Origin of the sequence: Streptomyces sp. P9-A4 (assembly GCF_036634195.1) — a bacterium.
Classification (GTDB): Bacteria; Actinomycetota; Actinomycetes; order Streptomycetales; family Streptomycetaceae; genus Streptomyces.
The window spans coordinates 4,792,648-4,805,240 of the sequence record NZ_JAZIFY010000001.1 but is presented as its reverse complement, the minus strand read 5'-3'; the positions used below and the strand labels follow the sequence as shown (position 1 = coordinate 4,805,240).

14 protein-coding genes are annotated in these 12,593 nt (G+C 73.1%); 7 read left to right on the top strand and 7 right to left on the bottom strand.

What is annotated here, in order from left to right:
- Positions 1-4 precede the first annotated feature (4 nt).
- From V4Y03_RS21830 to V4Y03_RS21820, 3 genes are read right to left on the bottom strand one after another with little or no spacing between them, the layout of a single operon-like run.
- The gene (locus V4Y03_RS21830; protein WP_332436004.1) at positions 5-1,024 is read right to left on the bottom strand and encodes a glycoside hydrolase family 26 protein; all 1,020 of its coding nucleotides are present in this window, start codon (positions 1,022-1,024) and stop codon (positions 5-7) included.
- A 1-nt stretch (position 1,025) separates the two neighbouring features.
- Positions 1,026-1,676, bottom strand: coding sequence for a vitamin K epoxide reductase family protein (locus tag V4Y03_RS21825; protein WP_317875692.1), 651 nt, complete (start codon positions 1,674-1,676; stop codon positions 1,026-1,028).
- A 31-nt stretch (positions 1,677-1,707) separates the two neighbouring features.
- Positions 1,708-2,214 (bottom strand): DUF5949 family protein, encoded by a 507-nt coding sequence (locus V4Y03_RS21820; protein WP_317875691.1) that lies wholly within the window; start codon positions 2,212-2,214, stop codon positions 1,708-1,710.
- A 175-nt stretch (positions 2,215-2,389) separates the two neighbouring features.
- On the opposite strand from V4Y03_RS21820, the gene V4Y03_RS21815 reads away from it, so the two are divergent.
- Positions 2,390-2,803: a tyrosinase family oxidase copper chaperone gene (locus tag V4Y03_RS21815; RefSeq protein WP_332436003.1), complete on the top strand. Its 414-nt coding sequence runs from the start codon at positions 2,390-2,392 to the stop codon at positions 2,801-2,803.
- Positions 2,787-3,653, top strand: coding sequence for a tyrosinase family protein (locus V4Y03_RS21810; protein WP_332436002.1), 867 nt, complete (start codon positions 2,787-2,789; stop codon positions 3,651-3,653). The genes V4Y03_RS21815 and V4Y03_RS21810 overlap by 17 nt, the downstream gene beginning before the upstream one ends.
- A 67-nt stretch (positions 3,654-3,720) precedes the next feature.
- Here the strand turns inward: V4Y03_RS21810 and V4Y03_RS21805 are convergent, their stop codons facing one another.
- On the bottom strand, positions 3,721-3,999 hold the full coding sequence (locus V4Y03_RS21805) for a chaplin (RefSeq protein WP_317875688.1): 279 nt from the start codon (positions 3,997-3,999) through the stop codon (positions 3,721-3,723).
- Positions 4,000-4,304: 305 nt separating this feature from the next.
- Complete coding sequence (locus V4Y03_RS21800) at positions 4,305-4,781, bottom strand: hypothetical protein (protein ID WP_332436000.1); 477 nt, start codon at positions 4,779-4,781, stop codon at positions 4,305-4,307.
- A gap of 211 nt (positions 4,782-4,992) precedes the next feature.
- Between V4Y03_RS21800 and V4Y03_RS21795 the strand changes: the two genes are divergently transcribed.
- Positions 4,993-5,547 carry a hypothetical protein gene (locus tag V4Y03_RS21795; protein WP_332435999.1) on the top strand — a complete coding sequence of 185 codons (555 nt, stop codon included), beginning with the start codon at positions 4,993-4,995 and terminating at the stop codon, positions 5,545-5,547.
- Between the two features lie 478 nt (positions 5,548-6,025).
- Here the strand turns inward: V4Y03_RS21795 and V4Y03_RS21790 are convergent, their stop codons facing one another.
- Positions 6,026-6,307, bottom strand: coding sequence for a hypothetical protein (locus V4Y03_RS21790; RefSeq protein ID WP_332435998.1), 282 nt, complete (start codon positions 6,305-6,307; stop codon positions 6,026-6,028).
- Between the two features lie 543 nt (positions 6,308-6,850).
- Positions 6,851-7,090, bottom strand: a complete 240-nt coding sequence (locus V4Y03_RS21785; RefSeq protein WP_317878697.1) for a chaplin — start codon at positions 7,088-7,090, stop codon at positions 6,851-6,853.
- 379 nt (positions 7,091-7,469) lie between these two features.
- Between V4Y03_RS21785 and V4Y03_RS21780 the strand changes: the two genes are divergently transcribed.
- From V4Y03_RS21780 to V4Y03_RS21765, 4 genes are read left to right on the top strand one after another with little or no spacing between them, the layout of a single operon-like run.
- Complete coding sequence (locus V4Y03_RS21780) at positions 7,470-8,528, top strand: DUF3344 domain-containing protein (RefSeq protein ID WP_332435996.1); 1,059 nt, start codon at positions 7,470-7,472, stop codon at positions 8,526-8,528.
- A gap of 1 nt (position 8,529) precedes the next feature.
- Positions 8,530-9,666 (top strand): glycosyltransferase, encoded by a 1,137-nt coding sequence (locus V4Y03_RS21775; protein ID WP_332435994.1) that lies wholly within the window; start codon positions 8,530-8,532, stop codon positions 9,664-9,666.
- On the top strand, positions 9,663-11,114 hold the full coding sequence (locus V4Y03_RS21770; RefSeq protein WP_332435992.1) for an exopolysaccharide biosynthesis polyprenyl glycosylphosphotransferase: 1,452 nt from the start codon (positions 9,663-9,665) through the stop codon (positions 11,112-11,114). Before V4Y03_RS21775 ends, V4Y03_RS21770 begins: the two co-directional genes overlap by 4 nt.
- Positions 11,115-11,116: 2 nt before the next feature.
- Positions 11,117-12,430, top strand: a complete 1,314-nt coding sequence (locus V4Y03_RS21765; protein ID WP_332435991.1) for an O-antigen ligase family protein — start codon at positions 11,117-11,119, stop codon at positions 12,428-12,430.
- Positions 12,431-12,593 lie beyond the last annotated feature (163 nt).

Below are 12,593 nucleotides of genomic sequence, written 5' to 3'. Positions count from 1 at the left end.
GCCCTCACGGGCCGGCCGGCGGCCCCAGCGCCCTCCTGAGCACCCGCGCCGACTCCGGATTGTCGGCGCACCCCCACACTCCGTGCGGGCAGTAGTCGGTGACCGTCTGGTACGCCGGCCGATGGGCCGCGAACCAGTCGAGCATCCCCCGTACGTACGCCGGGTTGTCGCCGTTCCTGAACAGCCCCCACTCCGGGTACGAGACCGGCTTGCCGTGCGCCGCCGCGAAGCGCACATGGTGTTCGAGCCCGTACTCCTCCGTCACCTGTTCCTCGAAGGAGAGCCCCGCGGGCTGGTCGTACGCGTCCATCCCGATGATGTCGACGACATCGTCCCCGGGGTAGCAGAGCGGCCACGCCACGGCGTCCCGCCCCCGGCTCGGCGTGAAGTCGAAGCGGAACCGCTGCCCGTGCACCCCCCGCAGCACCCCGACCACCCGCCGCCAGTACGCCTTCCAGGCCACCGGGTCCGGTCCGCAGCGATGGCTGTACGTGGTGCCGTTCATCTCCCAGCCGAGCACCAGGACCGCGTCCCCGAGGCCGTACTGCACGAGCCGCTCCCCCAGGACCCGGAAGTGCCGGTCGAAGCCGCCCGCCGCGCCGCCGCGCAGCCCCGTCCGCACCTCGGCGTCCGTCGGCCCCTCCTCGCTGCGGTCGAGCAGCGGCACGTTCAGCACGAAGAGCCGTCCGGGCCGCTCCCGCTTCCACCGCGCCCAGGGCGCGAAGAGCGCGGGATGGCCCTCGATGTTGGACCAGCGGTCACCCGGCAGATAGGTGTGCCCGACGGTCAGGGAATCCCCGCCGAGCCAGGCCTGCGCCCCCGCGATCCGGCGCACCCCGGCCTCGTCGGATCCGGTGAAGAACCCCGAGGGGACACCGGGCAGCGGCTGCGGCTCCGGTTCGGTCCTGGCGCCGCCGGTGTGCCGGTCGCCGGGCGCGATCCGGTCGGGGACCAGCAGGAACACCAGAACGGCCGCGAGCAGCACGGCGAGTGCGGCCCGCGGCCAGGAGAGGAGGCGCGTCACCTCAGCCGGTCCAGAAGTCCCACCAGCGGGTCAGGATCAGCATCCCGATGATCCCGATGTGCAGGACGGGCGGGGCGAAGGCGAACTCGCCGAAGAAGGTCCGCAGTCCCGCCGGCGCGGGGATCAGCCCGGTGCGGACGTTGTGCGCGGTCACGTACCAGAACATGACGATGGTGGCGACCCAGGCCAGACAGCACCAGAGGCAGAGCGAGTTGATCTCGTACAGCGACTGGTACATCAGCCAGGTGCAGAAGCCGACACCGAAGACCGTCCCGGCGTTGAGGCCGAGCCAGAGCCAGCCGCGGTAGCGGGCGCCGGCGAGCAGCCCGGCCCCGAGGGCGACGACGACGGCGTACGTGACGAGGCCGAGCATCGGGTTCGGGAAGCCGAACACCGCCGCCTGCTCGCTCTTCATGATGTTGCCGCAGGAGACCACCGGGTTGAGGCTGCACCCGGGCTGGAAGCCGGGGTCCTCCAGCAGGAGGAACTTGTCGATGGTGATCACCCAGCCGGACAGCACGCCCGCCGCCCCGGTGATCATCAGCATCCAGGCGAAGGCCCGGCTCGCGCCGACCGGCCCGGCGTCCTCCCGTACGGACCCGTCCTCCTGCCGCTGCCCGGGCACCCCGTCGCGTACGTTCACCGTCGCCATGCCGCGCTCCCTTCCCGCTCGGTTCCCGCCCTCAGCCCTGGAGGCGGCGGACCGGCAGCAGGACGTGGGCACTGTCCGCGAGCATCTCCTCGTCGGAGACGAAGGCCCGCAGCCGCTCCTCGTCGACGGGCTGCCCGGGGACGCCCTCGGGCCAGGGCCGCACGGAGCAGATGAGGTAGACCCCCCGCTCGGCCTCGCGGGCGGCCGTCTGCCACTCGTCGGGCACCGGGCACTGCACCTTGAGGAAGGGCAGGGTCAGGACGGCGGAGCCGCCCTCGACGAGCAGGGAGGCGTGGATCCCGGCGTCCTTGCCCAGGTCGAAGAGCCGGTCGCCGACGGACAGGCCCATGGATTCCAGGGCCGCCCGCATGGCCTGCTGACCGGCCTCCGGCCCGTCCCGGCCGTCGCCGAGCGAGTACGCCATGAGGAAAGGCGTACCGGCCGATTCGGCGGAGGGCTCGCTGGACCACGGAATCACCGTGAGAGTTCCCAGCGGAGAGGCGCTGCGCGCCGAGGAAACGACGTTGGAAGTGGTCATGAATCCGGATGCTAATGCTCCAACCACCTTTTCCCCGCGCTGCTTTCACTCGAACGGCCGACATTCACACCGCCGGCATTTCCGCCGCAACGAACCCGGGGTTCCATCGTTGTGCCCTGAGGGCTCTCCCTGCCTGCGGCGGGGGAACCCCCAGCCGACCCCGAGGAGATCACCCATGATCGTCCCGCGCCGCGTCGCACTGCGGTCCCTCTTCGCCGTGGCCGTCACCGCTTTCACGGGGGGCGCGCTCGGCCGCGTCACGTCCCGGCCGCCGTCCGGGAACCGCGCGGAGGGTCCCCGTGACCCCCACGCCTTCGACGAGATGTACCGGGGCCGCCGCATCCTCGGCTTCTCCGGCCCCGAGGGCACACCGACGGCCCTCGTCGACGGCCGGCCGCTGCATCTGATGCGCTGTGCCGACGGCGGCTACGTCACCCCGATCGACCACTACGAGTCGTGTCCGACACCGCTGGCCGCCACCCGCGCGGCCGTGGACGAGCTGGGTGCGGCCCCGCTCTCCCCGCTCGCCGGCGCCCACGGTGTCCACGCCGACCCGACGGGAGGGAGCCCGCGTGGTGTACACGCGTAAGAACCAGCGCGATCTGACGGCCGCCGAGCGGCGCAAGTTCGTCGCCGCCGTCCTGGAGCTGAAGCGCACCGGCGCGTACGACCGATTCGTCCGCACCCACATCGACCACTACACCGCGGACGGCGAGGGGCGGCTCCGCGTCGCCCATATGACGCCGAGTTTCCTGCCCTGGCACCGGAAGTTCCTGCTGGACTTCGAGACGGCCCTGCGCCGGCTCGACCCGACGGTCTCCGTGCCGTACTGGGACTGGACCCGCGACAACACCCCGGCGTCCTCCCTCTGGCGCGAGGACTTCCTCGGCGGCAACGGCCGGCGCGCCGACCTCCAGGTGATGACCGGGCCCTTCGCGCACTCCTCCGGACGCTGGGACATCACCGAGGCGATGACCGAGGACCGCTTCCTGACCAGGGACTTCGGCCGCCCCCGCGACCCGATCGCGCTCCCCACCCCGGCCCAGCTCGACGAGGTGATGCGGGAGCGGGTGTACGACACGGCCCCGTGGAACTCGACGAGCGCCTCCGGCTTCCGCAACCGCCTCGAAGGCTGGGCGCCGGGCCGGGGCAACGAGCGGTTCCGCGTCCACAACCGGGTGCACCGCTGGGTCGGCGGTCTGATGCTGGGCGGCGGCTCCGTGAACGACCCGGTGTTCTGGCTGCACCACTCCTTCGTCGACCTGGTGTGGTCGCGGTGGCAGCAGCGCAATCCGGGGGCCGCGTACCTCCCCGCCGAGCCGCCGCCGCTGGGCGACTCCCAGTACCGCAAGGTCGTGTCCCGGCACCAGCCGATGGCGCCCTTCGGGGTGACCCCGGCGTCGGTGCTCGACCACAGCCGGATCTACCGGTACGCCTGACGTCCGGCTCCGGACGCACGTGTCCCCCCGGCCCGACGGGCCGGGGGGACACGTGTGATGCGGGGGATCAGCCGCCGTAGCCGCCGTCACCCTTGTCGTGGCCACCGTCGGCGTTGACGCAGGTGTTGCCGAAGGCCGGGTTCAGCAGACCGATCACGTTGACGGTGTTGCCGCAGAGGTTGACCGGAACGTGGACCGGGACCTGGACGACGTTGCCGGAGGCGACACCGGGCGAGTGAGCGGCGACGGCCTCGGCGCCCGAGTCGGCGACGGCCAGGCCGGCTCCGCTGAGGGCAACGGCACCCGTGCCGGCGAGAACAGCGGCAGCCTTCGCGATGCGAGACATCAAAAACTCCTTGGACGTGGAAAGCGACCGCAGGGATCACGGCCGTCGAACCCGTTCAACGCCGGGCGGGCGGGCGGGTCACGGGCATTGGGCCGAAAGAGAAGAGGAAAACCCGAAAAGAATGGCCCGCGGTCCGAGTTCGCCCCCGCCGCCGGATACGGCGGGGCGACGTCGGACCGCGGGCCGCGGCCATGCGACAAGCCTTCCCGTGCAACGAACGAAATCCCTTGGGGTGGCGGGGAAGAAACGCGTCTTCACTCGCCCGGTTCCGATCAGCACAAATGACCGAATGACTCCCGTCGGGGTCAGTGCGCCTCGGGGGCCAGGCCGAGCTGGGAGTCCAGGGCGCCGCTGACCATCGGGGGGAGCAGACCGACCCGGGGCTTCGCGAGGTCCGGCAGTGCGGCGAGGCCGTTGCCCGTGGGCGCGGTCACCGGGTTGCCGAGGACGGCGCCCGGGGTGGCCGCCGCCATCTCCGAGTGCGGGGTGGCGAACAGGGCGTGGCCGGGCTCGCTGCCCCTCAGGAGCTCGGGCAGCGGGGCGTCGACCACCGTCGCGGGAAGGGTGCCGGTGAGCGGCACGCTGGGCAGCGCGACGTCGGGCAGCGAGCCGACGCCCTTCTGGAAACCGGTCGGCGCGCCGGGCATCGGCACCGGGACGCCGGTGGCCACCGTGGGGACATCCATCGGAAGCACCGGATCGAGGCCCTGGAGGGGGATGATCACCGGCGCCTCGACGGCCGCGGCCGGGGAGGCCAGGGCGGCGGAGGCAAGTGCGGTCATGAGGAGTCCCATGCCGGCGTGAGAGCGCAGATTCATGTTCTGACAACGAGACCTTCGGGGGAACGTCGCGGAACTCCCCCGTGTGCAGCAACGGGCGAGGCCCTCACCGGTGACGGCGAGGGCCTCGGTTGACGCTTCGTCGGCCGGGGCCGTACGAGGTCAGTGGCGGCGGGCGACCCGGCCGCCGCGGAGGCGGACGACGGTGCCGCCGATGATCAGCGCGGCACTGATCGCCGCCGCGCCCCAGAGCGCGGGGTCGCTACCGGTGTCGGGGAGGTGCGGGTGCCCGGGGACGCTGGGCGTGGGGGTCGGAGGCGTGGTGGGAGGCGTCGTCGGAGGCGTCGTGGGCGGCGTGGTCGGCGGGTGCGTCGGCGGGTGCGTGGGAGGCGTCGTCGGCGGGTGCGTCGGAGGCGTCGTCGGCGGGTGCGTCGGAGGCGTCGTCGGCGGGTGCGTCGGAGGCGTCGTCGGCGGGTGCGTCGGCGGGTGCGTCGGAGGCGTCGTCGGCGGGTGCGTCGGAGGCGTCGTCGGCGGGTGCGTCGGAGGCGTCGTCGGCGGGTGCGTCGGAGGCGTCGTCGGCGGGTGCGTCGGAGGCGTCGTCGGCGGGTGCGTCGGAGGCGTCGTCGGCGGGTGCGTCGGAGGCGTCGTCGGCGGGTGCGTCGGCGGGTGCGTGGGAGGCGTTGTCGGCGGGTGCGTCGGCGGGTGCGTGGGAGGCGTTGTCGGCGGGTGCGTCGGCGGCGTCGTCGGTTCACCCGGTTCGTCGCCGTAACCGCCGGGTTCCTCCTCGTGGGCGCAGAGGTCGCCGACGGCGGCGGCGACGAACTCGCCGAGGTCCATGCCCTTGCCGCAGACGTCCGCGGGCAGCTGGGCCTGCGCGTGACCAGCGGAAGCGGAGCCGGGACCGTCGCCCGTGGCCGGGTGGGAGTTCGCGGCCAGGGCGAATCCGCCACTCAGCGACAGGATGCCCGTCGCTGCCGCCGCGGTGAGTACTTTCCTGCTGATGATGGACCGCATACCGCTCTTCCTCTGGAGAAAGGGAGAGGCCGGCGAGGATCCCCCCTCGCTCCGACCGGCCTGTTCCACGCAGACGTTCGCGTGGGACTGGCCAGAGGGTACGGGCGCGCGCACCCGCCATCGCGGGGGCAACACGGCAGCTGATCAGAAAATCATTCGATCAGCCGACCGTGAGGAACGGTCACCCGAAAGGCGCCGTAAGTGCCCGGAAGGGCCGTTGCGCTGAGGGAACGTCAGCCGCCCAGCGGCAGGCCGCCGGGGACCGGGAGGCCACCGAGCAGCGGGGCGCCCTTGGTGGTCTTGTTCAGCTGGGTGGTGGCGTCCGTGACGGTCTTCACGGGCGAACCGTCCGTGGTGCTGCTCAGCACGTCCGACTTCAGCCCGTTGGCGGCGATCGCCTCCAGGCCACCGTTGAGGCTGGTGGGGGTGAGCGCCTCCGTGGCCATGGCGGGCGCGGCGGCACCCAGCGCCATCAGCGAACCGGCGAAGATCGCGGCGACCTTGGTGGGCTTCATGGGGAGAGTCCTTCCTCTGCACTTCAAGTCACGTACAGCACAGGCTTCTTGACCGAATCCCGCGCTTCGTTCTGCTTCTGTAACGAGAGGTGCGCTCCCCGGAAACTCCGGGAGCAAGGATTTCTCGACACTGCACCCGATCGATGCGGACCGGTGCTATTTGCCGACCGCGACTTGCCGACCGGCAGCGGGGCGGCCCGGGCGGTCGCCCTGGCCTTGTCGACCGCTGCCGCGATCTTGGGTGAGACGGCGGGCAGCCCGGGGGCGCATATGTGTTCCTTTTCCTTACGCGTCGGACAACCGCTCCCTCACGGTGCCTGCGGGTATAGCCCTCCGCGATCGGGGAACTACGGAGCGCCACACACCCGTTCGAGTGAATCCACCCTCCCGCCCTGCCCCCCGAAGGGGCGTACGCCGTTGCACCGAACGGCGCACGACGGTGCACCCGAACGAGTACCCCACCAGTCCCGGCAAGGAGAAAGCCGGTGCGCCCACCCCATGGGGGGCGCACCGGCTTCGGAAGGACCGATCAGGCGTGCCAGATCAGGCGTTGACGCAGGTGTTGCCGAAGGCCGGGTTCAGCAGACCGATCACGCTGACCGTGTTGCCGCAGAGGTTGACCGGGATGTGCACCGGGACCTGGACGACGTTGCCGGAGCCGACGCCGGGGGACTTCACGGCCGCGGCCTCGGCACCGGCGTCGGCGGCGGCGGCACCGGCGGCACCGGCGACCGCGGCGGCGGCACCCACGGTCATGACAACGGCCTTGGCGATACGGGACATGGGGAAGTGCTCCTCGATCGAAATTCAACGCGGACTGCGCGGACTGTTCGGCCCGACCCCCTCAACAACGCCCCGACTTTTCATCGGTTGCTCTCCCGAACGGGTGACGTTCAACCGATCTTTGGGCCATAAGAGGGCCGCCGGAGGGACTGGGCGCGGAATGGCGCAACACGCTCAACGAGGAACCGGCCTCGCAGATACGGGAGTTAGCGTTTCCAGGCATCTAATGCTTACTATCGCCCCGCGCCGGGGTTATAACGTTCCCGAACGTTGCTTCCGGGCCCGCCGCGCGTTCACCCATTTCGTGCGGACGACACCTTCCTCTCTCCCGGCGTTCTCGGGTCTTCCCTTCCTTCTCTCATCAAAGCGGAGAACCTGTATGCGGAATTCAGCGGTTCTTGCTGTGCGTCGCAGCGTGTTGTGCGCCCTGTCGTGTGCGGCGTTGTCCGCCGCGCTGCCGGTCGCCTCCGCCGCGGCCCCCCGTCCCCGGGAGGCGAGCCGCGTCCCCTTCGCCGCCCGCTACCAGGCCGTGCAGCACGGTGGGGTCGTGCGCGCCGCCAACTCCTCGGCCCGGGGCGCGAAGGGCACCGAGTCGGTCAACGACGGCGCCACGATCGCGTACGTCGACGTGGACGACGACCCCAACACGTACAACTCCAGCCGTGCCGAGCTCGCCGTGCCGGCGGGCGCCCGGGTCAGCTGGGCCCGTCTCTACTGGGGCGGCAACCTGCGGGTGGGCGAGCAGAAGCCCCCCAAGGACAACGGGCGGGTGCTGATCGCCGAGCCCGGCGGACGGTACAAAGCCCTGCTCGCCGACACCCTCATCGGCCACCGCGCGGCCGACGGCGCCGACGCCTTCCAGGCCTCCGCCGACGTCACCGACCTGGTCCGCTCCGCCCGTCCGGGCCAGTGGACCGTCGCCCAGGTGAATGTCGCCATGGGCCGCTCGAAGGGCGGCGGCTGGGGCGGCTGGACGCTGGTCGCCGCGTACGAGAAGGCTTCGGAACCGCTGCGCAGGATCGGTGTCTGGGACGGATTCGAAACGGTCGGTCCCAAGACCGGCGAGTTGCGCGTCCCGCTCGACGCGAACCGTTACGGCAAGGCCGCCGCCGGGCGGCTCGGAGTGATCGCCTATGACGGCGACCGCGGTACTTCCGGTGATTACCTGGCGGTACGCACGAGCCGCACGAAGAGCACCCGGCTCGCCGATTCCGCCAATTCCGCGGACGACGTGATGAACTCCAGCATCACCGAATTCGGCGCCGCCCGTACGGTCCGTTTTCCCGATCGTACGAACACCATGGGGTACGACTCCGACGTCTTCGATCTGCGGAGGGCACTGCGCGATGGGGCCGACCGTGTCCACCTCCGGTTCGGCAGCCGGAAGGACACCGTCTGGCTCGGCGCGCTCTTCTTCCAGGCGGACGTCCGGCGCTGACGTGCAGCCTCCACGAGAAGCGGACCCCGCGTCCGTCACCGTCCTGCACGCGGTCCAGCCCGGCGACGGCGGGGTCGCCCGCGTCGTCGTCGACCTGGTCCGCGCCCAGCGAGCCGCCGGCCTCCGGGTCGCCGTCGCCTGCCCGCCCGGCACCCGCCTGTCCGCCGCCGTCCGCGCCGAGGGCGCCGAGACCCACGCCTGGCGGGCCGGCCGGAACCCCGGGCCCGGCCTCGTCCGCGAGACCGGGGACCTGGCCCGGCTGATCCGTACGGTCCGGCCAGGACTCGTCCACGCGCACAGCGCCAAGGCCGGGCTCTGCGCCCGACTCGCCCTGCGGGGACGGATTCCGACGGTGTACCAGCCGCACGCCTGGTCGTTCGAGGCGGTCGAGGGAACGACCGCCGCGCTCGCCCGCCGCTGGGAGCGGTTCGGCGCCCGCTGGGCGCACCGGATCCTCTGCGTGAGCGACGCCGAGCGGCGTACCGGCGAGGCCGCCGGCGTCACGGCGGCCTGGTCCGTCGTGCACAACGGTGTGGACGTCGCCCGGTTCGCGACCGACGGGCCGCCCGGCAATCCCGCGCCCACCGTCGTCTGCGTGGGCCGGCTCTGCCGCCAGAAGGGACAGGACGTGCTGCTCGCCGCCTGGCCCGCCGTACTCGCCGAAGTGCCCACGGCCAGGCTCGTCCTCGTCGGCGAAGGACCCGACGGCGAGCGGCTGCGCGCGGCCGCCGGCCCCTCGGTGCGCTTCACCGGGGCCGTCGACGACACCGCCCCCTGGTACCGGGCCGCCGATGTGGTCGTCCTGCCGTCCCGCTGGGAGGGCATGGCGCTCGCGCCCCTGGAGGCCATGGCGGCCGGCCGGCCGGTCGTCGTCAGCGATGTCGACGGGGCCCGCGAGAGCCTGCCGCCCGCCCATGAACCCCAGTGCCTGGTCCCGCCCGAGGACCCGGCCGCGCTCGCCACCGCTCTCGGCCGCCTCCTCGGCCGGCCGGAGCTGCGGCACCGCCTGGGCCGCGAGGCCCACGAACACGTACTCAGCAGATTCGATGTCCGGCGCACCGGCGCTGCCGTCGCGGACGTCTACCGCGAACTGACCGGAGTGCGGGGCACCGAGCACAGAGAGCCGATTGCGCAGTGACCACGGAAAGCACCAGCGTCCCCTCCTCGCCGGGCCCCTGGCCCACGGCGGGCCAGGCCTTCGGCCTCGCCTCCCTCGCGCCGCCCCGCGGCACGACCGACCGGCTCGCGCTGCCGCGCCACCGCCGCGTCCGGCCACGCTCCGGCGTGGCCCCGCTCGCGGCCGTCGACGGTCTGGCCGTCCTCACCGGCGCCACATTCCTCGGCGCGGCCCACCACGACGCCCGGCTGCTGCTGCCGGTCCTGGCGCTCGTCCTGGTCCTCGACGGGCACGCCGGGCTCTACCGGCCCGCCGCGCGCACCCGGGCCCTCGACGAACTGCCCGCCCTCGCCTCCCGGGCCGGCGTCGTCTGGTGCCTGGCTGCGGCCGGAGCGGCCGCGTACTCCCCCGACCTGGCCATCGGGCCGCTGCGGCTCTGCGCCGCCTACGGCGCCCATGTCGGCGTCGCGGTCCTGGTCAGGGCCGTGCTGCTCGCCCGGCGCCGCCGGATCGCACGGGCCCACCCGCGCTCGGCGCTCGTCGTCGGCGGCGCGGGGGCCGCGCGCCGGTTCGCCGCCTCGGCCGTCCAGCACCCGGAGTACGGGATGCGGCCGGTCGGCATCGTCGGCGTGCCCGAGCAGGGCGGCGCTCCCCGGCCGGGCGGGGAGGCCGGGCTCCCGGTGCTCGCCACGACCGAGGAGATCCACCGGGCCGTCATCCAGAACACCGTGCGCGACGCGGTGTTCCTCGACGACGACCCGGGGCTCGTGACCCTCTTCCAGAACTACGGCTGCACCACCTGGCAGGTCGGCGGACGGCACCAGGACGGGCCGATGGGCGAGCACATGTGGGGCCACGCCTGGCACCGGATCGTCCCGCTGGAGCAGCGGCGCGGGCGGACCGCCAAGCGCGCCCTCGACCTCGTGTTCACCGCGCCCGCGCTGGCGCTCGCGCTGCCGGTGCTGCTGCTCTGCGCGCTCGCCGTACGCCTCTCCGACGGCCCCGGTGTCCTGTTCCGGCAGGAGCGGGTCGGCCAGCACGGGCGGCACTTCACGCTGCTGAAGTTCCGTACGCTGCGCCCCTCCGACGACACCGAGTCGGCGACCCGCTGGAACGTGGCGGGCGACCGGCGGATGAGCGCGGCCGGGAACTTCCTGCGGAAGACCTCGCTCGACGAGCTCCCGCAGCTGTGGAACGTGCTGCGCGGTGACATGAGCCTGGTCGGGCCCCGGCCCGAACGCCCTTACTTCGTCGCCCAGTTCAGCAAGATCCACGCCGGCTACGCGGCCCGCCACCGGATGCCCGTGGGCCTGACCGGTCTGGCGCAGGTGCACGGGCTGCGCGGCGACACCTCGATCGAGGACCGCTGCCGCTTCGACAACCACTACATCGACCACTGGTCGCTCTGGCAGGACGTCTGCATCCTGCTGCGTACGGCGGCCGGGCTCGTCCGACCCGCGGGGAGCTGAGGATGGCCACGGCCGTGACCGGGCCGGTGCTCGCCCCGGACGACGTACGCGACTGGGCCCGCCGGGCCGGGGCGCTCTCCCCGGTCCTGGCCGTGGTCGCGCTCCTGCTCGTCCCCGGCGGGGGCGGAGCCCAGGGCGGCACCGGTGGTACGGGAACGGTCGCCGACGCGGCCTCCGGACTGCTGGTCCTCATCTGTCTGGTCCGGGTGCTGCGCGGCGGCGCCCGGCCGCTGACCCGGACGGCCGCCGTCGTCCTCGGCCTGCCGGTCCTCGGGATCTGCCTGGCCGCGATCACCTCGAACGACCCGGCGGCGAGCCTGCCGGGCGTCGCCCGCTACCTGCAGATCTTCGTCCTCGTCCCGGCGGCCGTCCTGCTGATGATCCGCGACCGGCGGGACTTCGCGGTGGTCGCCTGGGGCCTGGTCGGACTCGCGCTGCTCCAGGGCGCGGTCGGCGTCGGCCAGTATCTGACCGGTACCGGCGCCTCCTACCAGGGCGAGGACATCCGGGCCGTCGGCACCTTCGGGCCCACCGACGTGATGGGCATGGCGACCGTCGTGGCGTACGGCCTCGTCGTCGTCACCGGCATCGCGCTCGGCAGCGGGCCGGGCCGGACGCGGACGGCGGCCCTCGGCTGCGCGGCACTGCTCTTCGTGCCGCTGGTCCTCTCCTTCAGCCGGGGCGCGTGGATCGCGACCGTCCTCGCCTGCGGCCTGCAGCTGCTGCTGTCGGGGCCCCGGCGGGCGGCCCGCGTGGCGCTGGCCGCCGGTGCGCTCGGGGTGGTCCTGGTCGGCGGTCTCGGCATCGGTTCGTCGATGGTGAAGGAGCGGGTCACCAGCATCACGCAGGTGGCGGCGGCGCCGGACCAGTCGGTCACCGACCGGTACACGATGTGGGCGGCAGCCGGGCGGATGTGGCGGGCGGAGCCGGTCACGGGCGTCGGCCTCAAGGGCTTCCCCGCCTACCGCGACTCGAACGCCTCGCTCGCGCTGTCCTCCGGCAGCGACACGGCGGGCGCGGGCGCCGCCTTCCAGCGGCAGCCGCTGCTGTCCCCGCACAACATGTACCTCCTGGTGCTGAGCGAGCAGGGCCTGTTCGGGCTGCTGGCCCTCGCGGGCAGCTGGGTGGCGCTGCTGGTCGGCGCGCTGCGGCGGCGCCGTCTCGGCGCGGACTGCGCGCTCGTCGCCACGGGCCTGCTCGTCTGGCAGCTCATCGACTTCTTCTACGCGGACATCGGCGGCCCCTCGACGGTCCTCATGTCCGTCGTGCTGGGCCTCGCGGCCTGGTGGGCGCCGGCGGAGGTCAGGCGTGCGTGACCCGTGGGCCGGGGAGCCGGAGCCCACGGACGCGCCGCGGGCGGGCGAACCGCGCCCCCCGGCCCGCCCGCCCTGCGGCACCCCGCTCACCGACCCCTGGCCGACCGCGCCTCCGGGCCCCACGGACTCCCCGTGGACCCCGGAGGCCGTCGTGCTGCCGGGG

Excerpts from the sequence above, each read along its gene's own strand:
- V4Y03_RS21825 (WP_317875692.1), bottom strand. The coding sequence starts at position 1,676 with ATGGCGACGGTGAACGTACGCGACGGGGTGCCCGGGCAGCGGCAGGAG.
- V4Y03_RS21820 (WP_317875691.1), bottom strand. The coding sequence starts at position 2,214 with ATGACCACTTCCAACGTCGTTTCCTCGGCGCGCAGCGCCTCTCCGCTG.
- V4Y03_RS21815 (WP_332436003.1), top strand. The coding sequence starts at position 2,390 with ATGATCGTCCCGCGCCGCGTCGCACTGCGGTCCCTCTTCGCCGTGGCC.
- V4Y03_RS21805 (WP_317875688.1), bottom strand. The coding sequence starts at position 3,999 with ATGTCTCGCATCGCGAAGGCTGCCGCTGTTCTCGCCGGCACGGGTGCC.
- V4Y03_RS21800 (WP_332436000.1), bottom strand. The coding sequence starts at position 4,781 with ATGACCGCACTTGCCTCCGCCGCCCTGGCCTCCCCGGCCGCGGCCGTC.
- V4Y03_RS21795 (WP_332435999.1), top strand. The coding sequence starts at position 4,993 with ATGATCAGCGCGGCACTGATCGCCGCCGCGCCCCAGAGCGCGGGGTCG.
- V4Y03_RS21790 (WP_332435998.1), bottom strand. The coding sequence starts at position 6,307 with ATGAAGCCCACCAAGGTCGCCGCGATCTTCGCCGGTTCGCTGATGGCG.
- V4Y03_RS21785 (WP_317878697.1), bottom strand. The coding sequence starts at position 7,090 with ATGTCCCGTATCGCCAAGGCCGTTGTCATGACCGTGGGTGCCGCCGCC.
- V4Y03_RS21780 (WP_332435996.1), top strand. The coding sequence starts at position 7,470 with ATGCGGAATTCAGCGGTTCTTGCTGTGCGTCGCAGCGTGTTGTGCGCC.
- V4Y03_RS21765 (WP_332435991.1), top strand. The coding sequence starts at position 11,117 with ATGGCCACGGCCGTGACCGGGCCGGTGCTCGCCCCGGACGACGTACGC.